Below are 19,073 nucleotides of genomic sequence, written 5' to 3' on the forward strand. Positions count from 1 at the left end.
GGCAACCGCATGGCTCTTCGTCGCCTCGATACAACTCTTCACTCGCCGCATCGCAAGGCTATGAAATTATGAACGATAATTTTGAATCAGACTCTTAAAGATATTCAACTCGCCGCGAAATGCATAAGGTGGTTGGCATCCGAAGCGCGTGACAGATTCATAAACGGCGGCGGTGCAATGGCCAACATTCCGCTATTCGATGGCGTGACAAACGCGCCGTGTGGTAGTGACGAATATAATTTCGACTTTCAGGGGCGAAGGCTCAACGCCAGTTGGCATATCAAAAACGGCGGAAACACCCGCCAACCGGAGAGATGTCTGCGTATTTACTATACCTTTGACGATACAAGCCGACAGATTATCATATCAGATATGCCGGCACACCGGCGAACAGGTGCCAGTTGATGACAGCAACCGTCGCCCATACCTATGTAGACGTCGCCAAGACTTGCGGAATTACGGTGGATGGAGACGCGTGCAGTTCCCCAATTAAATTTCGGCTGTGAACCGAGTGTCACCCCATTCGCCCCAGCGCCGATTGGAAAATTGGATTCGCGCAGAGAGCGCAGAGGCCGCAGAGATTCTGGCTCACGCGGAGGCGCGGAGAGATGGCGATTGCCGCGAAGCGGCCTTTCTTCCGCGGCCGTTGCGATGTCATCGAAGCTGGAGGAAATGAAGGGGCCTGTCGGCCCGGATTCTCCGCGCCTCCGCGCCTCCGCGTCTCCGCGTGAATCCCTTTCCTTCTTCTCTGCGATCTCTGCGGCCTCTGCGCGAAACATATTGAATGCGCCGCCAACTTGCCCACCCCGCTGCGACTAACGAGCAAGCTCGTAAGTCTCGCTGCCCCTCCCCTAAAGGGGAGGGGGTGAGATGGGCATTTTCGCGTCATTGCGAGCGGAGCGAAGCAATCCAGAGTGGGCGTAAGCCGCCCTGGATTGCTTCGCTTCGCTCGCAATGACGGTGGTTTGGGTCGCGGGCCACGCCCTGCGTGACAACCCCCATGCCCCTCGTTACAAATCCTCGCGGCGCAGCAGGGACTCGCGGCCTTATGACGAAAACCGCTGCATCGAATCTGTGCTGACGGTCGCCAGCACCGACTTGGGGGAGCGCATCATTCGATGCGCGGCTAAGGGGGCGACGGCGCGTGAAAAAAGCATCCGACCTGTTCATCGAATGCCTGGAGGAAGAGGGCGTCGAATATATTTTCGGCGTGCCGGGCGAGGAGAATCTCGACTTTCTCGACAGCCTGTCGCGGTCGAAAACGATCAAGCTGATCCTGACGCGGCACGAGCAGGGCGCGGGGTTCATGGCCGCGACCTATGGGCGGCACACGGGGAAGACCGGCGTGTGCCTCGCGACGCTCGGCCCCGGCGCGACCAATTTCGTCACCGCCGCCGCCTATGCCCAGCTCGGCGGCATGCCGATGATGATGATCACCGGGCAGAAACCGATCAAGAAGTCGAAGCAGGGGCGCTTCCAGATTCTCGACGTCGTGCGGATGATGGGGCCGATCACCAAATTCACCCACCAGATGGCCTCGTCCGACAATATCCCGAGCCGCGTACGCGAGGCGTTCCGGCTCGCCGAGGAGGAAAAGCCCGGCGCGGTGCATATCGAGCTGCCCGAGGACATCGCCGACGAACAGACCGACTCCACCCCGCTCAAGCGCAGCCACAGCCGCCGCCCGACCGCCGACGTCAAATCGGTGCGCGAGGCGGTGAAGGCGCTCGAGGCGGCGAAGTCGCCGGTGCTGGTGATCGGCGCGGGCGCGAACCGGACGATGACGAGCCGGATGCTGCTGCAATTCATCGAAAAGACCGGCATCCCCTTTCTGACCACCCAGCTCGGCAAGGGGGTGATCGACGAGCGGCATCCGAAATTCCTCGGCTGCGCGGCACTCTCCGCCGGCGATTTCGTCCACCGCGCGGTCGAGGCGTCGGACTGCATCGTCAACATCGGCCACGATGTGATCGAAAAGCCGCCCTTTTTCATGAAGGCGGGCGGGCCGACCGTGATCCACGTCTCGACCAAGACCGCCGAGGTCGATCCCGTCTATTTTCCGAATATCGAGGTCATCGGCGACATCGCCAACGCGATCTGGCAGATCAAGGAAGACATCGTCGTGAGCGGCGGCTGGAAATTCGACGATCTGCTTCGCTACCGGCAGGCCGAGGTCGCGCACACCGCGCCGCTCGCCGCCGACGCGCGCTTTCCGATCTTTCCGCCGCATCTGGTGCAGCAGGTGCGCGCGGCGATGCCCGACGACGGCATCATCTGCCTCGACAATGGCGTCTATAAAATCTGGTTCGCGCGCGGCTACACCGCCTATCGCCCGAATACCGTGCTGCTCGACAATGCGCTCGCGACGATGGGCGCTGGGCTGCCGAGCGCGATGATGTCGGCGATGCTGTATCCCGAGCGCAAGGTCATGGCGATCTGCGGCGACGGCGGCTTCATGATGAACAGCCAGGAAATGGAGACCGCGGTGCGCCTGGGCCTCGACCTGACCGTGCTGATCCTGAACGATTCAAGCTATGGCATGATCCGCTGGAAACAGGCGAATATGGGGTTCGAGGATTGGGGGCTGACCTATGGCAACCCCGACTTCGTCAAATATGCCGAAAGCTATGGCGCGCACGGCCACCGCGTCGAAAGCGCGGCGCACCTCAAGGAACTTCTCGCGCACTGCCGCGATACTCCGGGTGTGCATCTGATCGACTGTCCGGTCGACTATTCGGAGAACGACCAGATTTTGAATAACGATATCAAACGGTTGTCGAAGGAATTGTAATGTCTGCCCCCTCCCGTTTGCGGGAGGGGCAGCGAGACTTGCGAGCTTGCTCGCTAGTCGCAGCGGGGTGGGCTAGTTCACCGCCGCTGACCCACCCCCAACCCCTCCCGCAAGCGGGAGGGGGGAGAAGCTGAATGAAACTCAAGGACGTCTACCCGCTCTATCTCAACAACAAGGCGGCGCAGCCGAATAGCGACCTCGTCGTCACCGACAAATATAGCGGCGAGGTCGCCTTTCGCACCGCGCTTGCGACCCCCGACGTGATCGACGAGGCGATCGCCGGTGCGGTGCGCGCGGCGGGGCCGATGGCGAAGCTCGCGAGCTATGAGAAGCAGGAGGTGCTCAACCACTGTGTCGTCCGCTTCAAGGAACGGTTCGACGAGCTTGCCTATGCGCTGTGCGTCGAGGCGGGCAAGCCGATCAGGGACAGCGAGGGCGAGGTCACGCGGCTGATCGACACCTTCCGCATCGCCGCCGAGGAAGCGGTGCGCAATTATGGTGAGGTGCAGCCGCTCGACATCTCCGCGCGGGCCAGGGGCTATATGGGAATGTGGAAGCGCGTGCCGATCGGGCCGTGCAGCTTCATCTCGCCGTTCAACTTCCCGCTCAATCTCGCCGCGCACAAGATCGCGCCGGCGATCGCGATGGGCTGTCCCTTCGTGATGAAGCCCGCGTCGATGACCCCGCTCGGCGCGATCATCATGGGCGAGGTGCTCGCCGAGTGCGACATATTGCCCGAAGGCGCGTTCAGCATCCTGCCCGCGACGCGCGACGGCGCCGACCTGTTCACCACCGACGAGCGGCTGAAGCTGCTCTCCTTCACCGGCTCACCGGCCGTCGGCTGGGACCTGAAGGCCAAGGCCGGAAAGAAGAAGGTCATCCTCGAACTCGGCGGCAATGCCGCAGTGATCGTCGACAAGGACGCCGACCTCGATCACGCCCTCGAACGGATCATTTTCGGCGCCTTCTATCAGTCGGGCCAATCGTGCATCGGGGTGCAGCGAATCATCATCCACGCGGAGATTTACGAAAAATTCCGCGACATGCTGATCGAAAAGACCAAGACGCTGGTAGCCGGCGACCCCAAGGATCGCGCCACCTTCATCGGCCCGATGATCTCCGAAAAGGAAGCGGCGCGCCTCGACGGCTGGATCCAGGACGCGATCGCGGACGGCGCAAAGCTGCTGACCGGCGGCAAGCGCGACGGCGCGATGCTCGAGGCGACCTTGCTCGAAAATGTCGACCGCGGCGCGAAAGCCTATCGCGAGGAAGCCTTCGGCCCGCTCGCGATCCTGTCGAAATTCAGCGACTGGAAGGACGCGATGGCCGAGGTCAACGACAGCAAATTCGGCCTGCAAGCCGGGCTTTTCACCCGCGATTTCCAGCAGATACTCGATGCGTGGGACGAACTCGACGTCGGCGGCATCGTCGTCAACGACGTCTCCTCCTATCGCGTCGACAATATGCCCTATGGCGGGGTCAAGGATTCGGGCCTCGGCCGCGAAGGCATCCGCTTCGCGATGGAGGATATGAGCGAGATCCGGAATATGGTGATCCGGCGGGCTTGATTCTTCACAGGTTTCGTCATTGCGAGCGAAGCGAAGCAATCCAGCGCGGTTTACGCCACGCTGGATTGCCGCGTCGCCTGCGGCTCCTCGCAATGACGGGACCGGAAACAACCCAGCGGTCACAAAACCGCCCTCGAACCTTCTTCAAACTGTCGCGAGTTCGAATCGCCCCCTGTAACAAATCTCGTGTCTAGGCCGTGGGCAGCCAAAGGCTGTTTACGGAGTAGGACATGGCCTCGATTTCGACCCTGCCGATCCCCGCCCACTTTCCCGATCCCTATAGCGCCAAGCCGCATGTGCCCGAGCGCGTGATCGGCAAGCGGCGGAGCTATCGCACCGTGTGGGTCAGCGACATCCACCTGGGCACGCGCGGCTGCAACGCCCCGCTGCTGATCGACTTTTTCGACCATGTCGATTGCGAGACGCTCTATCTCGTCGGCGACATCATCGACGGCTGGCGGCTCAAGAAGCGGCATTTCTGGCCGCCCGAGCATAATGACGTCGTGTGGCGCGTGCTCAAGCGCGCCAAGCGCGGCACGCGCGTCGTCTATGTCCCCGGCAACCATGACGAGATGGTCAAACCCTTCGACGGCTTCAATTTCGGCGGCGTCGAAATTCTCCGCGAGGCGGTGCATGAAACCGCCGACGGCAAGAAGCTGCTGATCGTCCACGGCGACGAGTTCGATGCGGTGATGCTGGCGCACCGCTGGCTCGCCTTCGTCGGCGACGCCGCCTACACCGCGCTGATGAAGGCGAATGTGGTGGTGAACGCCATCCGCAACCGGCTCGGCCTGCCCTATTGGTCGCTGTCGAAGGTCGCCAAGCACAAGGTCAAGAATGCGGTCCAGTTCATCGGCCGCTATGAAGAGGTCGTCGCGCACGCCGCGCGCGCGCGCGGGGTCGACGGCGTCGTGTGCGGCCATATCCACAGCGCCGAAATGCGCGAGATCGAGGGCGCCCTCTATTATAACGACGGCGACTGGGTCGAAGGCTGTACCGCGCTGGTCGAACATCACGACGGGCGCATGGAAATCCTCCACTGGGCCGAGGAAGTCGCCTCGCGCGATGCACCGACCCCAATCGACCGGCAGGCCTCGGCGCGCGCTGCATGAGGATATTGATCGTCACCGACGCCTGGGAGCCCCAGGTCAACGGCGTCGTCCGCACGCTCCAGGCGACCGTGAGCGAATTGCGTGCCGGCGGGCACGAGGTCGAAATCGTCTCGCCCGACCTGTTCCGGTCGATCCCCTGCCCGACCTACGGCGAAATCCGTCTCGCCTTCGCCGGGCGGCGCGCGGTCGCGCGGCATATCCGCGCCTTCGCCCCGCACGCGATTCATATCTCGACCGAAGGGCCGCTCGGCCTTGCGGCGCGGCGCTGGTGCCTCAAGAACCGCTTTCCCTTCACCACCGCCTATCATACGCGCTTTCCCGACTATGTCGCGGCGCGGCTGCCGGTGTCGCCCGATCTGATATGGCGCTTCATCCGCTGGTTCCACCGCCCGGCGCGGCACATCATGGTCGCGACGCGGTCGCTGCAAGCCGAACTCGAAGCGCAGGGCCTTCGCCAGACGATGATGTGGGAACGCGGCGTCGATCACGCGCTGTTCCGCCCCGACCGGGCGCCGCATCCCGCCTTTGCCGGAGTGGCGCGCCCGATCCAGATCTATGTCGGCCGCGTCGCCATCGAAAAGAATATCGAGGCGTTTCTCGAGACGAAACAGCCGGGCACGAAGGTGATCGTCGGCGACGGGCCGGCGCTGGCCGAATTGCAGGCGCGCCATCCCGACGCGCTGTTCCTCGGCAAGCTCGGCGGCGAAACGCTAGCGGCGGCCTATGCCGGCGCCGACGTCTTCGTCTTTCCGAGCAAGACCGACACCTTCGGCCTCGTCGTCATCGAAGCGCTGAGCTGCGGAACGCCGGTCGCCGCCTATCCGGTCCCGGGGCCGGGCGACATCGTGACCGGGGGCGCCGGAGCGCTCGACGACGATCTCGACGTCGCGATTGCGCGGGCGCTGGCCTGCGCCCGCGACGATGCCGCCGCGCTGGGCGCGCGCTACAACTGGTCGCGCTGCACCGCCCAGTTTCTGAACGCGCTCACCTTCGTGCCTTCGCAGCCGGCGGCCGGCGTCCCGGTCAGGACACCACGGCTCGCGTAGATTACAGGCGGCAGGAAGCGACCGGTTGAGGGACAGTCTGCGTCTTATAGCTTCGTCATTCCCGCGAAAGCGGGAATCCAGAACGTGCGCCAGCTGACCCTACACTGGATTCCCGCTTTCGCGGGAATGACGAAGATGGGGGACGGCAGTTCACCATCTCGAAGCCGCCGTCCCCGCTCGTGATTTCGGCGACCTAAAAGGATTTCCGCCACTCCAGCTCGATATAGCGGCCGAGCGGGTCGGTGTAGCCGGGCTGGTAGCTCAGTGGCACAGCGCCGCTCGCGTCGGTTACCCTGCGCTGCGCGTCGAACAGATTGTCGATCGACAGCCGCAGCCGCGAATTTTTGAGGAAGGGCAGGTCGCCGGTGACCTTTGGCATCTGGCCGAAGTCGGCGAAGAAGCGCAGGTCGAAGGTCGCGAGCGGGTGGAAGGTCAGATCGCCGTTCGCGCCGCCGACGACGCTGCTGCCGCTGTCATATTTGGCGCGGACGCGCGCGCCGATCCCCTTGTAGAAGACGCCGCCGTCGAGTTCGACGAGGTTACGGCTGGAGCCCCCGCCGCTGCCGGTCGCCGATCCGTCGAGCAGGTCGAGTTCGGGGACGCCGGGACGGATGAGCACCGTGTCGGTGAGCTTGAACGTATGATAGAGCGAGACCTGCCAGCGGCCGCCCTGCGGTCGTCCAAAGCCTCGTCCACCGCCGCGCCGTCCCATGCCGCGACTGCCGCCGCGGGGGGGCCCGCCGCTTGCGCCGGGCGGCGGCCCGGCCTGCTGTGCTTCGCCAGCGCTGCCTTCGCGCCGCGGCGGGGCGTCGCCCCCTTCGGGCGGCGGTCCGCCAGGCGGCGGAGCCTCCGTCGATCGTTCGCGGCGGCCGCTCTCGCCGGGGCCGGTTTTCGGCTCGCCGAAGCTCTTGCCGAAATTGAAGCCCCAGCGGATCTGCGAATTGGTCGCGCGGTCGAAATTGACCGGGCGCAGGTCGACCGCGAGCAGGGTGCCGTCGGTATCGCGCACCACGCGGTCGGGAAAGGCCGCCTCGATCTCGGGGGTGAGCAAGGGAAAGCTGTTCGCCGTATCGTCGCTGCGATTATGGTTATAGTCGATCGAGAAGCTCAGCCCGTCGAGCATCGGCACGTCCCAGTTGAGACCGAACTTGATGTCCTGCCGCTTTTCGGTGAGCAGGTCGGGGTTGCCGCCGGTGATTGTCGTGATCTCGACCGTCTGGCCCGTGGCGAAATCATAGGTGGTCACGCCATCGGTGGTCAGCGGAGCGGCGCCGAGCTGGGTCATCGACGGCGCCGCCTCGTCGCGCTTGTAGCTCGCGATCAGCGACAGATTGCCGGTAAGCCCCCAGTTGAAGGTCGCGCCCCAGCTCGTCAGCGCCGAAAAGTCGCTCGGACGCTCGGCCTGGGCGTTGAGGGTCAGCGACAGCCGGCCGACCTTGCCGACATTATAGTCGGGGTCGAGCAGCGGCACGGTGAGCGATCCGAAGACGCTCGGCGTATCGCGGCCGAGGTCGCTCGTCGTGATGTCGCCCCCGGTCGCCGCGCGGCTGTCGTAGCGCGCGCTGGTGAAGCCGCCGGTGATCGACGCCTGAAGCGGCCCCGCCCAGCCCTCGATCACGCTGCCCGAAATATTGGCGTTGGCGCCGATATTGCGCTGGCTGCTGTCGAAGCGGTCGGTCGTGCCGCCCGTCCGGTCGGTGAAGATGCGCTGATCGCTGTCCGAATAATTGCCCGTGACCGACCAGCGCCAGTCGTCGAGCATGCCGTTGACGCTCGCCGAGCCCTCCCAATTCTGGGTGCGGCTGTCGCGGCGCAGCGGGTCGCCGGGGCCGCCGTCGCCCGGGCCGAGCAGCGACAGGCTGTCGGTCTGGTCGAAGCGCAGGCTTCCCTGCACGTCGGTGACCTTGTCGAGATTGCGGACGATCGTGCCCTCGATCCTATATTCGTCGCTCGCGGGGAGTAGGCTGCGCGCCGGAGCTTCGGCAGCGCGTCCGGCATCTTCGTACCGAAGGTCGCGCTCGCTTTCGAGCAGCATCGTCTGATGCTCCCAGCTCGCGTTGAGGTTGAGCCGGCCCGTCTCGCCGATCGCGATGAAGCCGGGTTCGAGCTCGCTCTTGAATTGCCCGCCCTGCGTCGGCACCCCGGCTTCGGCTTCGGCCGAAATCTGCCGGAAACTCGGCTTGAGCACGATGTTGACCACGCGCTCGGTCGCGGCATAGCCATATTGCAGCGCAACCTCTTCGGGGAAGACCTCGACCTTGGCGATCGCCTCGGGCGGAATATTGCGGACCGCGCCGAACCCCGAAATGCGGCGACCGTTGACGAGGAGCACCGGCCGGCCGCTGCCGCGTCCGCGCCCCGAGCGCGTGATCGGCTCGATCGCGGCGAGCAGCTCCTCGACCGACGACACGCCGTAGCTCGCGACCGCAGCTTCGTCGAGTTCGACCTCGGCGGTGAAATCGGTGTCGAGCTGGCCCGCAAGGCGCTGTCCGGTGACGACGATCTCCTCCTCGTCGTCATAATCCTGATCGTCCGGGTCGGGACTAGCCACCTCTTCCGCAGGGGGCTCGGTCGACGCCGCCGCCGCCGGAAGCATAGCCTCGCCATGCGCGAAGGCCGGTACGGCCAGCGAGGCGGCGGTCGTCAACAGCAGCGCGCGGGAGGTCGTCGAAAGGCGATATTTTTTCATCGGGAGAGGAGCCTTCTATTATATTTCTGTGCGTCATGTCTTAGCCGGCGCGGCTGAATACAGCCTGATGCCTTTTTGCCCCGCGGGTTCATCTGGTTGCAATTTGTCGCAACAATATGGCAGTGCCACCGCTGCTCCACGAACGGGCGATAGCGACCGCTGGACAGCATGGCCGCGGCTCTTTATCGGCCACCCATGCCGACTCCAGATGCCCCGCCCGTTCCCGAATCCATCCTGATCGTCGACTTCGGCAGTCAGGTCACCCAGCTCATCGCCCGCCGCGTCCGCGAGGCCGGCGTCTATAGCGAGATCGTCCCGTTCAGCGCCGCCGAAGCCGCGCTCGAACGGATGCAGCCGAAGGGCGTGATCCTGTCGGGATCGCCGGCGTCGGTCCCCGCCGCGGGCAGCCCGCGCGCGCCGCAGTCGGTGTTCGACAGCGGGGTGCCGATCCTCGGTATCTGTTACGGCCAGCAGGTGATGAGCGAACAGCTCGGCGGGCGCGTCGAGCCGGGCGGCAGCGACGGCGAACGCGACGGCGAGTTCGGCCGCGCCTTCCTGACCGTCACCGAACCCTGCGTGCTGTTCGACGGCCTGTGGGAGGTCGGCGAGCGCCATCAAGTGTGGATGAGCCACGGCGACCGCGTGACGAAATTCGCACCCGGCTTTCGCATCGTCGCGATCAGCGACGGCGCCCCCTTCGCGCTGATCGCCGACGACGAGCGCCGCTATTATGGCACCCAATTCCACCCCGAGGTCGTCCATACCCCCGACGGCGCCAAGCTGATCGCCAATTTCGTCCGCCACGTCTGCGGCTGTTCGGGCGACTGGACGATGGCGGAGTTCCGCGCGACGAAGATCGCCGAGATCCGTGAACAGGTCGGCGACCAGCGCGTGCTGTGCGGCCTGTCGGGCGGCGTCGACAGCGCGGTCGCGGCGGTGCTGATCCACGAGGCGATCGGCGAGCAGCTCACCTGCGTCTTCGTCGACCATGGCCTTCTCCGCATGAACGAGCGCAAGCAGGTCGAGGAGCTGTTCCGCGGCCATTACAATATCCCGCTGGTCGTCGTCGACGCCGAGGCCCGCTTCATGGCGGGGCTCGCAGGCGTCACCGACCCCGAGAAAAAGCGCAAGTTCATCGGCGCCGAATTCATCAACGTCTTCGAAGAGGAAGCGAAGAAAATCGGCGGCGCCGACTTCCTCGCGCAAGGCACGCTCTATCCCGACGTGATCGAGAGCGTCAGCTTCACCGGCGGCCCGAGCGTCACGATCAAGAGCCACCACAATGTCGGCGGCCTGCCGGAGCGGATGAACATGAAGCTCGTCGAACCGCTGCGCGAGCTGTTCAAGGACGAGGTGCGCCTGCTCGGCAAAGAGCTTGGGCTGCCCGACATTTTCGTCGGCCGCCACCCCTTCCCCGGCCCCGGCCTCGCGATCCGCATCCCCGGCGAGGTGTCGAAGGAGCGCTGCGACATCTTGCGCAAGGCCGACGCCATCTATCTCGAGGAGATCCGGAACGCGGGCCTCTATGACGCGATCTGGCAGGCCTTCGCGGTGCTGCTCCCGGTCAAGACCGTCGGCGTGATGGGCGACGGGCGCACCTATGACCATGTCTGCGCGCTGCGCGCGGTGACTTCGACCGACGGCATGACCGCCGACATCTACCCCTTCGACGCGAGCTTCCTCTCGCGCTGCGCGACGCGGATCATCAACGAGGTGCAGGGGATCAACCGGGTGGTCTATGACTATACGTCGAAACCGCCGGGGACGATCGAGTGGGAGTAAGGCATGACCATCGCCTATATCACCATCGGCACCAACGACATGGCGCGCTCCCGGATCTATTATGATGCGGTGATGCCGCATCTCGGTGGCCGGCTGGAGGTCGAATATGGCGATCAGGCCTGTTGTTATGTGATGCGCGACGAAAGGCGCGTCTGGATCGGCAAGCCGCAAGACGGCCAGCCCGCGACGGCGGGGAACGGCATCATGCCCGGATTTCTGTGCGACGACCCGGCGGCGGTCGATGCCGCCCATGCGGCGGCGCTGGCACATGGCGGAACCAATGAGGGCGACCCCGGTCCGCGCCCTCTCTACGGGCCGGATTTTTACGGCGCTTATGCTCGCGACCCCGAAGGGAACAAGATGAGCTTCGTCCATTTCGGCTTGTCGCACGCTTGACCAAACCGTTGGGCTGAGCGAACTTCCACCTTCGTTCGCCCTGAACTTGTCGAGGGAGGTAGGGTATGACTGAAACAACCTCCGCGCTCATCGACGAAATCGCCAATGAGGTTGCGGCGCTTGGCACGGTCCTGTTCGCCGCCGCGAACGCCAACGGGGATGGCGCAGGTGTCAGCGAAGCGATCCGCAGCGTCGCATATCTTCTGGATGATTATCGGAATATCGAAGGCGAGGACCCGGCTCCGAGCCTGATCACGCGCCAGCTTCGCATCAATGGTTTGACCGGATGACAGCCGACGCCAACATCCGGCGCTACCCCGTGCCCTTCGTTTGAGGAGAGGATGATGGACCGGATCGAAACTCACGCCTCCGGCGGCTGCCAGTGCGGCGCGGTGCGCTATCATGCGAGCGCGATGCTCGACACGTCGCACATCTGCCATTGCCGCATGTGCCAGAAGGCGGCGGGCAATTATTTCGCGGCGCTCGTCGGCATTCCGCGCGATGCGTTGACGTGGACGCGCGGGACGCCCGCAGTCTTCAAAAGCTCCGACCCGGTCGAGCGCGGCTTCTGCCGCGACTGCGGGACCCCGCTCTATTACGACTATCTGGAGAGCAGGCATCTGAGCGTCACGACGGGCTCGCTCGACGACCCCGCGCGCTTTCCGCCGAAGATGCAGTTCGGCGTCGAGGGCCGGATGCCGTGGTTCGACACGCTTCCCGGCCTGCCGCAGGAAGGGACGACCGAAGAAACGATGCGCGCGCAGGTCGGCGCGATCGCGGCTACCAACCATCAGCATCCCGACCACGACACGGAAAATTGGCCCGAATGACCCCCACCGCGAAAATCCTGCTCCTCGGCTCGGGCGAGCTTGGCCGCGAGTTCGTGATCTCGGCGAAGCGGCTCGGCTGCCATGTCGTCGCGTGCGACAGCTATGCCGGCGCGCCCGCGATGCAGGTCGCCGACGAAGCCGAGGTGTTTTCGATGCTCGACGGCGACGCGCTGCGCGCCGCGATCGAAAAGCACCGCCCCGACCATGTCGTGCCCGAGATCGAGGCGATCCGCACCGAAGTGCTCGCCGAGCTGGAAGCCAAGGGCGTCCATGTCGTCCCCTCGGCGCGCGCCGCGCAGCTGACGATGAACCGCGACGCGATCCGCGATCTTGCCGCGAGCGAACTCGGCCTCGCCACCTCGACCTTCGAATATGCGACGAGCCGCGACGAACTCGCCGCAGCCGCGACGCGCATCGGCTTTCCGCTCGTCGTGAAGCCGGTGATGTCCTCGTCGGGCAAGGGGCAAAGCACGGTGAAGGACGCCGCGGGCATCGAGGCGGCGTGGGACTATGCCGCCGCCGGGATGCGCGGCGACCGGCTGCGCGTGATCGCCGAGGCGTTCGTCGACTTCGATTATGAGATCACTTTGCTCACCGTGCGGCACAAGGATGGCGTCGCCTTCTGCCCGCCGATCGGTCACCGGCAGGAGCGCGGCGACTATCGCGAAAGCTGGCAGCCCGCCGCGATGTCGGCGGCGGCGCTGCGATCGGCGCAGGAGATGGCGGCGAAGGTCGTCGATGCGCTCGGTGGCCACGGCATCTTCGGGGTCGAATTTTTCGTCAAGGGCGACGCGGTGATCTTCTCCGAACTCAGCCCGCGCCCGCACGACACCGGCATGGTCACGCTGATCTCGCAGGATCTGTCCGAATTCGACCTGCACGCGCGCGCGATCCTGGGCCTGCCGATCCCCGCCGTGGCGCTGCGCGGTGCGAGCGCGAGCGCGGTGCTGCTTGCCGACCGCGATGCCGAGGATTTCGCGATCACCGGGCTGGCCGAAGCCTTAACCCCGCCGGACGCCGACACCACGGTCGATGTGCGCATTTTCGGCAAGCCGGTGACGCGTCCGTATCGCCGCATGGGCGTCGCGCTGGCGCGGGTCGATGGCGGCACCACAGACGATGCGCGCGCCGCGGCGGTCGCGGCGGCGGGGAAGCTGACGGTCGAATATTCGGGATAAGCTGCGGAACATTGGGTCGACTACTTTCTGGCGATTGCGGTCATAAGGGTCCTCCCCGGCACGGGGAGGGGGACCATGCGAAGCATGGTGGAGGGGCACCCTCGGTTTACGCTGCGTTCAAAGAGGGAAAGGCAAACCGCCTGTGCCCCTCCACCACCCTTCGGCCTCGCGGGAAGCAACGCGCCCCGCGCGTTCCTTTGTCCCGCTCGCTCCCCCTCCCCCAAGGGGGAGGACCGGCCGCTCTCCACCCCTAAGCCGACTTCGAAAAAAACACTGTCCTACATCATTCGGCTGTGCCAGCCTTCGTCTCGGCTCTTTCGATATGTGGATAAAGGCAGTCACGGCCCGGTTTACGGATGCGGGCGGGAGCCGGTGCGGCATGTTCGCCAAACGCGACCAATCGGCGGCTGCACAAGGCTGAACTTTGCTGAACTTTGCAACGACGACGCGGACCCGGCCCGCAACACACGCACCGACGCAGCTAGGCCGCCCCCCTTCCCCCTGCTACACCCCGCGCCATGTCCACGAAGAATCACCTCTATCTGGTCGATGGCTCCAGCTATATCTTTCGCGCCTATCACCGCCTGCCGCCGCTGACGAACCCGAAGGGCGTGCCCGTCGGCGCGGTCTATGGCTATACGACGATGCTGTGGAAGCTCGCGAAGGAGCTGCACGAAGCCGACGGGCCGACGCACCTCGCGGTGATCCTCGACCATTCGAGCGAATCCTTCCGCAACGAAATCTACGACCAGTACAAGGCGAACCGGCCCGAGCCGCCCGAGGATCTGATCCCGCAATTCCCGCTGATCCGCGACGCGACGCGCGCCTTTTCGCTGCCGTGCATCGAGATGGCGGGCTATGAGGCCGACGATCTGATCGCGAGCTATACCGAGGCCGCCGTCCGCGAAGGCTGGGACGTCACCATCGTGTCGTCCGACAAGGATCTGATGCAGCTGGTGCGCGAAGGCGACGGCGCCCCGCAGGTCGATATGCTCGATACGATGAAGAATGTCCGGCTCGGCATCGAAGCGGTGGAGGAGAAGTTCGGCGTCGGCCCCGATCTGGTCGGCGACATTCTCGCGCTGATGGGCGATGCGGTCGACAATGTGCCCGGCGTGCGCGGCGTCGGACCGAAGACGGCGACCAAGCTGATCCTCGAATATGGCGACCTCGAAAAAGCGCTGCTGGGCGCGGCGACGATGAAGCCGTCGAAGCTGCGCGACAATCTGATCGAACATGCCGAAATGGCGCGGCTGTCGCGCATCCTCGTCGAACTGAAGCGCGACTGCCCCCTCCCCGATCCGCTCGACGCCTTGAAGCTCGGCGCGATTCCGCCCGCGCCGCTCAAGGCCTTTCTCGACGAACATGGCTTTCGCTCGCTCTCGGCGAAGCTCGACGTCGGCGCCGCGCCGGGCGGTCCGCCGACCCCGCCGCGCGCGGGCGACGAACCCGCTGCGCCCGCCGAGGCGCCGGCATCGACCCCGACCTTGCCGCCGATGCCGCCGATCGACCGCTCGCTCTATGAATGCGTGACCAGCCTCGACGCGCTCGACCGCTGGATCGCCGAGGCGAAGGCCGCGCATGTCGTAGGGGTCGATACCGAGACCGCGAGCCTCGACAGCGTGACCGGCGCGCTCGTCGGGGTGAGCCTGTCGACCGCGCCAGGGCGCGCCTGCTACATCCCGCTCGGCCATGGCGGCAGCGACATGTTCGCCGAACGCCCCGAACAGATCGCGATGGCCGACGCGCTGCCGCGGCTCGGTGCGCTCCTTGCCGACGATGCGGTGCTCAAGGTCGGGCATAACCTCAAATATGACATCGGCGTGCTCGCGCAGCACGGGCTCGTCATCGCACCCTATGACGACACGCTGGTGATGAGCTTCGCGCTCGATGCCGGCAAGCAGCAGCACGGGCTCGACGAACTGGCGAAGCTCCACCTCGATCACACCTGCCTGACCTTCAAGGAGATGTGCGGGACGGGCAAGTCGCAGATCAGCTTCGCCGAAGTGCCGCTCGACCGCGCGACCCAATATGCCGCCGAAGATGCCGAGGTCGCGCTGCGCCTGTGGAAACTGCTGAAACTCCGCCTGCCGCTCGAGGGCGGGACGCGCATCTATGAAATGGTCGACCGCCCGCTCGTCGCGACCGTCGAGGCGATGGAGCGCGCGGGGATCATGGTCGACCGCGACTATCTGGCGAAGCTGTCGGCCGAATTTGCGAGCGAGATGCTGCGCATGGAGGGCGAAATCCACGCCCTCGCCGGCCAGCCCTTCACGATCGGCAGCCCGAAGCAGCTCGGCGAAATCCTGTTCGACAAGATGGGGCTGAAGGGCGGGCGCAAGGGCAAGTCGGGCGTCTGGTCGACCGACCAGAACGAGCTCGAACGGCTCGAACGCGACGGGGTGCCGATCGCGCGCAAGATTTTGGAATGGCGCCAGCTCGCCAAGCTGAAGTCGACCTATACCGATGCCCTGCAGGAACAGATCAACGCCAAGACCGGGCGCGTCCACACGAGCTACAGCCTCGTCGGCGCGCAGACCGGGCGGCTGTCGTCGACCGATCCGAACCTTCAGAATATCCCGATCCGCACCGAGGTCGGCCGCCAGATCCGCGACGCCTTCATCGCCGCGCCGGACCATGTGCTCATCGCCGCCGACTATAGCCAGATCGAGCTCAGGCTTGCGGCGCATATGGCCGATGTGCCCGAACTCAAACAGGCGTTCGCCGAGGGGCAGGACATTCACGCCGCGACCGCGATCGAGCTGTTCGGCGAGGTCAATCGCGACACGCGCGCGCGCGCCAAGACGGTGAATTTCTCGATCCTCTATGGCATTTCGCGCTGGGGCCTCGCGGGGCGGCTCGAGATCACGCCCGACGAGGCGCAGGCGCTGATCAGCCGCTATTTCGAGCGCTTCCCCGGCATTTCGGACTATATCCAGACGACGCTGGAGGGCGCGCGCGAGCGCGGCTATACCGAGACGCTGTTCGGCCGAAAAACCTGGTTCCCGCGCATCAAGGCGGCGAGCCAGAACGAGCGGCAGGGCAGCGAGCGCGCCGCGATCAATGCGCCGATCCAGGGCACCAGCGCCGACCTGATCAAGCGCGCGATGGCGCGGATGCCGAACGCGCTGGCCGATGCGGACCTGAGCGACGTCAAGATGCTGCTCCAGGTCCACGACGAACTCGTGTTCGAGGCGCCCGCCGGCAAGGCCGAGGCCGCGGGCGCAGTCATCCGCCGCGTGATGATGGGCGCCGCCGAGCCGGTGCTGACGCTGTCGGTGCCGCTCGAGGTCGAAATCGGCACGGGCGCGAGCTGGGGCGACGCGCATTGATGTTCGCGCTGCTGCTGCTCGCCGCCCAGTCGATCGCTCCGCTCCCGCCCGCCGCGCCGGCCGCGTCCGAAGCAGCGGCGCCTCCGCCCGTTGCCGAGGCGGACGTGCGCGAATATGCGGCGATCGTCGGACGCAAGGCGGTGGGCAAGCCCGTCACCGGCCCCTTTGGCACCGCCGACAAGGTGCTGGTTCTTGCGCGCGACGACAAGGGCTATCCGATCGTCGGCGCGAGCTTCGGCTATCCGGTGCGCGACAGCTTGCCCCCGCCGCCGGGCGGCGCGCTGGCGGTGGTGCGGCTGCACCAGAAACCGAGCACGATCGTCCCCGGCCCGACCGACGACGACCGCGCTTTCGTCGCCGCGAACAGGCTGCCGCTGTTCGTGATCGGCGAATGGCAGCGCCCGGCACCGATGTGGGAAGTCGCGTGGCTCGACGGCGCGGTCCGCATCCGCTCGATCGGCGAGGTCGGCGAAATCGGACCGTGGCAGGACTGATCGGCGCGATGGATCGCGCGCGCCGCCCTTTCAATGGGCCGCCCCCGCGTCTATGACGATGCGGTGACGTCTGGCTGACGCAGATGTGACAGCCACCGACGAAAGGCCCGCATGACCCTCCATTCGCCCCATTCCGCCGCCAAGATCCAACCGCCGACGCGCATTCAGCAGAATATTCTCGCGCGCGGCGAGCGGCGAGTGCTCAACTGGCTGTGCGCCCGGCTTCCCGCCTGGGTGACGCCCGACCAGCTCACTCTGCTCGGCTTCCTCGGCGCGGCGCTCGTCGCCGCGGGCTATATGCTGAGCTGGATCGACGACGAATGGCTCGGCCTGTCGCTCGCGGGCTATCTCATCAACTGGTTCGGCGATTCGCTCGACGGCAGCCTCGCGCGCTGGCGGCGGATCGAGCGGCCGGCTTATGGCTATTTCGTCGACCACAGCGTCGACGGACTCGCGATCCTGCTGATCGTCGGCGGGATCGGGGCGAGCCCCTATTTCCGGCTCGACGTCGCGCTGCTCGGGGCGGTCGGCTATCTGCTGCTCGCGATCCACACCTTCCTCTCGGCAAAGGTGCTCGGCGAGTTTCGCCTGTCCTATATGGCGGGCGGACCGACCGAACTCCGGCTGGTGCTGATGGCGATGACGATGGTCATGCCGCTGGTCGGCGGCGCGACGGTGCTCGGCACCGATTTTTCGGCGTTCGACCTGTTCGGCCTCGTCGTCGCGAGCATCCTCGTCACGCTGTTCGTCGTCCAGAGCCTCGCCACCGCGAAGCTGCTCGCCGCGCGCGGCGGCTGACGTCAGCCGCGCACGCGCGCCATCGGATAGGTGCCGAGCAGGGTCAGCGACTTGGTCTGGAAATCGAGTTCCTCGAGCGCACGGTCGACCGTTTCCTCGCCGGGCGCGCCGACGATATCGGCATAGAATTTGGTCGCCGCGAAGCTGCCCCCGACCTGATAGCTTTCGAGCTTGGTCATGTTGACCCCGTTCGTCGCGAAGCCGCCAAGCGCCTTGTAGAGCGCGGCGGGGACATTCTTCACCTCGAAGACGAAGGTGGTCATCAGCGGCGCGCCCGTCGCGGCGGCGGCAGCCAGCGGCTCGCGCGCCAGCACGACGAAGCGCGTCATATTATGGTCAGCGTCCTCCATGCCGGTGCCGTGCAGGGTCAACCCATAGAGTTCGGCCGCGTGCGGCGGGGCGAGCGCGGCGAGGCCGACCTCGTCGCTGTCGGCGACCCATGCCGCGGCGCCCGCGGTGTCGCTGTGTGCGACGGGCGAGATGTTATTGCGCCGCAGCCAGTTCCGGCACTGGCCGAGCGCCTGTTCATGGCTCATCGCGCGGGTGACGGGGCCGAGGTCGCGGCTCATCAGACCATAGCGGATCGGCAGGAAATGCTCGCCGACGATGTGCAGCCCGGAATCAGGGAGCAGGAAGTGGATGTCGGCGACGCGGCCGTGCAGGCTGTTCTCGATCGGGATGATCGCGCGGGCGACGCGGCCATCGCGGACGGCGTCGATCGCATCCTCGAAGGCGTAGCAGGGAAGCGGCAGCGCCTGCGGATCATATTCGCGCGCGGCAAGGTCGCTGTTCGCGCCGGGCGCGCCCTGGAACGCCAGCCCGCGTGCGGGATCGGCGAGCGCCGCCGCCTTCATCCCGTCGACCAACCGCTGCGCCGAAGCCGAATAGCTGCCCATATCTGCCTTCCTGAACTGCGCCGCGGCGCATAGCGGGCGACCGCACCGCGCGCAACCTTGCCCGCGTGCGCGAAACCGCGTTCATCCCCTTGCGCCGCCGCGCGCGCGTCAGTAAGGGAGCGACCAATTCTATCAAGCGCGCCGACAAGGGGGCGCCAGCG

14 protein-coding genes are annotated in these 19,073 nt (G+C 65.7%); 12 read left to right on the forward strand and 2 right to left on the reverse strand.

Annotated elements, in window-relative coordinates:
* Positions 1-1,144 precede the first annotated feature (1,144 nt).
* The 4 genes from CHB69_RS04465 to CHB69_RS04480 all read left to right on the forward strand — a co-directional run bounded on the left by CHB69_RS04465 (position 1,145) and on the right by CHB69_RS04480 (position 6,517).
* Positions 1,145-2,791 (forward strand): acetolactate synthase large subunit, encoded by a 1,647-nt coding sequence (locus CHB69_RS04465; RefSeq protein WP_089214807.1) that lies wholly within the window; start codon positions 1,145-1,147, stop codon positions 2,789-2,791.
* Between the two features lie 134 nt (positions 2,792-2,925).
* The gene (locus CHB69_RS04470; protein WP_089214808.1) at positions 2,926-4,359 is read left to right on the forward strand and encodes an aldehyde dehydrogenase family protein; all 1,434 of its coding nucleotides are present in this window, start codon (positions 2,926-2,928) and stop codon (positions 4,357-4,359) included.
* 230 nt (positions 4,360-4,589) lie between these two features.
* Complete coding sequence (locus tag CHB69_RS04475) at positions 4,590-5,471, forward strand: UDP-2,3-diacylglucosamine diphosphatase (protein WP_089214809.1); 882 nt, start codon at positions 4,590-4,592, stop codon at positions 5,469-5,471.
* On the forward strand, positions 5,468-6,517 hold the full coding sequence (locus CHB69_RS04480) for a glycosyltransferase family 4 protein (protein ID WP_089214810.1): 1,050 nt from the start codon (positions 5,468-5,470) through the stop codon (positions 6,515-6,517). The genes CHB69_RS04475 and CHB69_RS04480 overlap by 4 nt, the downstream gene beginning before the upstream one ends.
* A 193-nt stretch (positions 6,518-6,710) precedes the next feature.
* On the opposite strand, the gene CHB69_RS04485 is transcribed toward CHB69_RS04480, so the two are convergent.
* Complete coding sequence (locus CHB69_RS04485) at positions 6,711-9,206, reverse strand: TonB-dependent receptor plug domain-containing protein (RefSeq protein WP_089214811.1); 2,496 nt, start codon at positions 9,204-9,206, stop codon at positions 6,711-6,713.
* A 195-nt stretch (positions 9,207-9,401) separates the two neighbouring features.
* On the opposite strand from CHB69_RS04485, the gene guaA reads away from it, so the two are divergent.
* From guaA to CHB69_RS04525, 8 genes are all read left to right on the forward strand, one after another.
* Positions 9,402-10,988 carry a glutamine-hydrolyzing GMP synthase gene (guaA, locus tag CHB69_RS04490; protein WP_089214812.1) on the forward strand — a complete coding sequence of 529 codons (1,587 nt, stop codon included), beginning with the start codon at positions 9,402-9,404 and terminating at the stop codon, positions 10,986-10,988.
* Positions 10,989-10,991: 3 nt separating this feature from the next.
* Positions 10,992-11,384 (forward strand): VOC family protein, encoded by a 393-nt coding sequence (locus tag CHB69_RS04495; RefSeq protein ID WP_089214813.1) that lies wholly within the window; start codon positions 10,992-10,994, stop codon positions 11,382-11,384.
* A gap of 65 nt (positions 11,385-11,449) precedes the next feature.
* A complete protein-coding gene (locus tag CHB69_RS04500; protein ID WP_089214814.1) occupies positions 11,450-11,674 on the forward strand; it encodes a hypothetical protein in 225 nt (74 codons plus the stop codon).
* Positions 11,675-11,725: 51 nt separating this feature from the next.
* Positions 11,726-12,214: a GFA family protein gene (locus CHB69_RS04505; protein ID WP_245836530.1), complete on the forward strand. Its 489-nt coding sequence runs from the start codon at positions 11,726-11,728 to the stop codon at positions 12,212-12,214.
* Positions 12,211-13,392, forward strand: a complete 1,182-nt coding sequence (gene purT, locus CHB69_RS04510) for a formate-dependent phosphoribosylglycinamide formyltransferase (protein WP_089214816.1) — start codon at positions 12,211-12,213, stop codon at positions 13,390-13,392. The genes CHB69_RS04505 and purT overlap by 4 nt, the downstream gene beginning before the upstream one ends.
* A 518-nt stretch (positions 13,393-13,910) precedes the next feature.
* Entirely contained in the window at positions 13,911-16,724 is a 2,814-nt protein-coding gene (gene polA / locus CHB69_RS04515; RefSeq protein ID WP_089214817.1) for a DNA polymerase I, read from the forward strand.
* Entirely contained in the window at positions 16,724-17,218 is a 495-nt protein-coding gene (locus CHB69_RS04520) for a hypothetical protein (protein WP_089214818.1), read from the forward strand. Before polA ends, CHB69_RS04520 begins: the two co-directional genes overlap by 1 nt.
* A 111-nt stretch (positions 17,219-17,329) precedes the next feature.
* Complete coding sequence (locus tag CHB69_RS04525; RefSeq protein WP_089214819.1) at positions 17,330-18,016, forward strand: CDP-alcohol phosphatidyltransferase family protein; 687 nt, start codon at positions 17,330-17,332, stop codon at positions 18,014-18,016.
* 2 nt (positions 18,017-18,018) lie between these two features.
* Here the strand turns inward: CHB69_RS04525 and CHB69_RS04530 are convergent, their stop codons facing one another.
* Complete coding sequence (locus tag CHB69_RS04530) at positions 18,019-18,912, reverse strand: prephenate dehydratase (protein WP_089214820.1); 894 nt, start codon at positions 18,910-18,912, stop codon at positions 18,019-18,021.
* Positions 18,913-19,073: the final 161 nt, after the last annotated feature.

It is taken from the genome of Sphingopyxis indica, assembly GCF_900188185.1.
Classification (GTDB): domain Bacteria; phylum Pseudomonadota; class Alphaproteobacteria; order Sphingomonadales; family Sphingomonadaceae; genus Sphingopyxis; species Sphingopyxis indica.

Excerpts from the sequence above, each read along its gene's own strand:
- CHB69_RS04470 (WP_089214808.1), top strand. The coding sequence starts at position 2,926 with ATGAAACTCAAGGACGTCTACCCGCTCTATCTCAACAACAAGGCGGCG.
- CHB69_RS04475 (WP_089214809.1), top strand. The coding sequence starts at position 4,590 with ATGGCCTCGATTTCGACCCTGCCGATCCCCGCCCACTTTCCCGATCCC.
- CHB69_RS04480 (WP_089214810.1), top strand. The coding sequence starts at position 5,468 with ATGAGGATATTGATCGTCACCGACGCCTGGGAGCCCCAGGTCAACGGC.
- CHB69_RS04485 (WP_089214811.1), bottom strand. The coding sequence starts at position 9,206 with ATGAAAAAATATCGCCTTTCGACGACCTCCCGCGCGCTGCTGTTGACG.
- guaA (WP_089214812.1), top strand. The coding sequence starts at position 9,402 with ATGCCGACTCCAGATGCCCCGCCCGTTCCCGAATCCATCCTGATCGTC.
- CHB69_RS04495 (WP_089214813.1), top strand. The coding sequence starts at position 10,992 with ATGACCATCGCCTATATCACCATCGGCACCAACGACATGGCGCGCTCC.
- CHB69_RS04500 (WP_089214814.1), top strand. The coding sequence starts at position 11,450 with ATGACTGAAACAACCTCCGCGCTCATCGACGAAATCGCCAATGAGGTT.
- CHB69_RS04505 (WP_245836530.1), top strand. The coding sequence starts at position 11,726 with ATGATGGACCGGATCGAAACTCACGCCTCCGGCGGCTGCCAGTGCGGC.
- purT (WP_089214816.1), top strand. The coding sequence starts at position 12,211 with ATGACCCCCACCGCGAAAATCCTGCTCCTCGGCTCGGGCGAGCTTGGC.
- polA (WP_089214817.1), top strand. The coding sequence starts at position 13,911 with ATGTCCACGAAGAATCACCTCTATCTGGTCGATGGCTCCAGCTATATC.
- CHB69_RS04520 (WP_089214818.1), top strand. The coding sequence starts at position 16,724 with ATGTTCGCGCTGCTGCTGCTCGCCGCCCAGTCGATCGCTCCGCTCCCG.
- CHB69_RS04525 (WP_089214819.1), top strand. The coding sequence starts at position 17,330 with ATGACCCTCCATTCGCCCCATTCCGCCGCCAAGATCCAACCGCCGACG.
- CHB69_RS04530 (WP_089214820.1), bottom strand. The coding sequence starts at position 18,912 with ATGGGCAGCTATTCGGCTTCGGCGCAGCGGTTGGTCGACGGGATGAAG.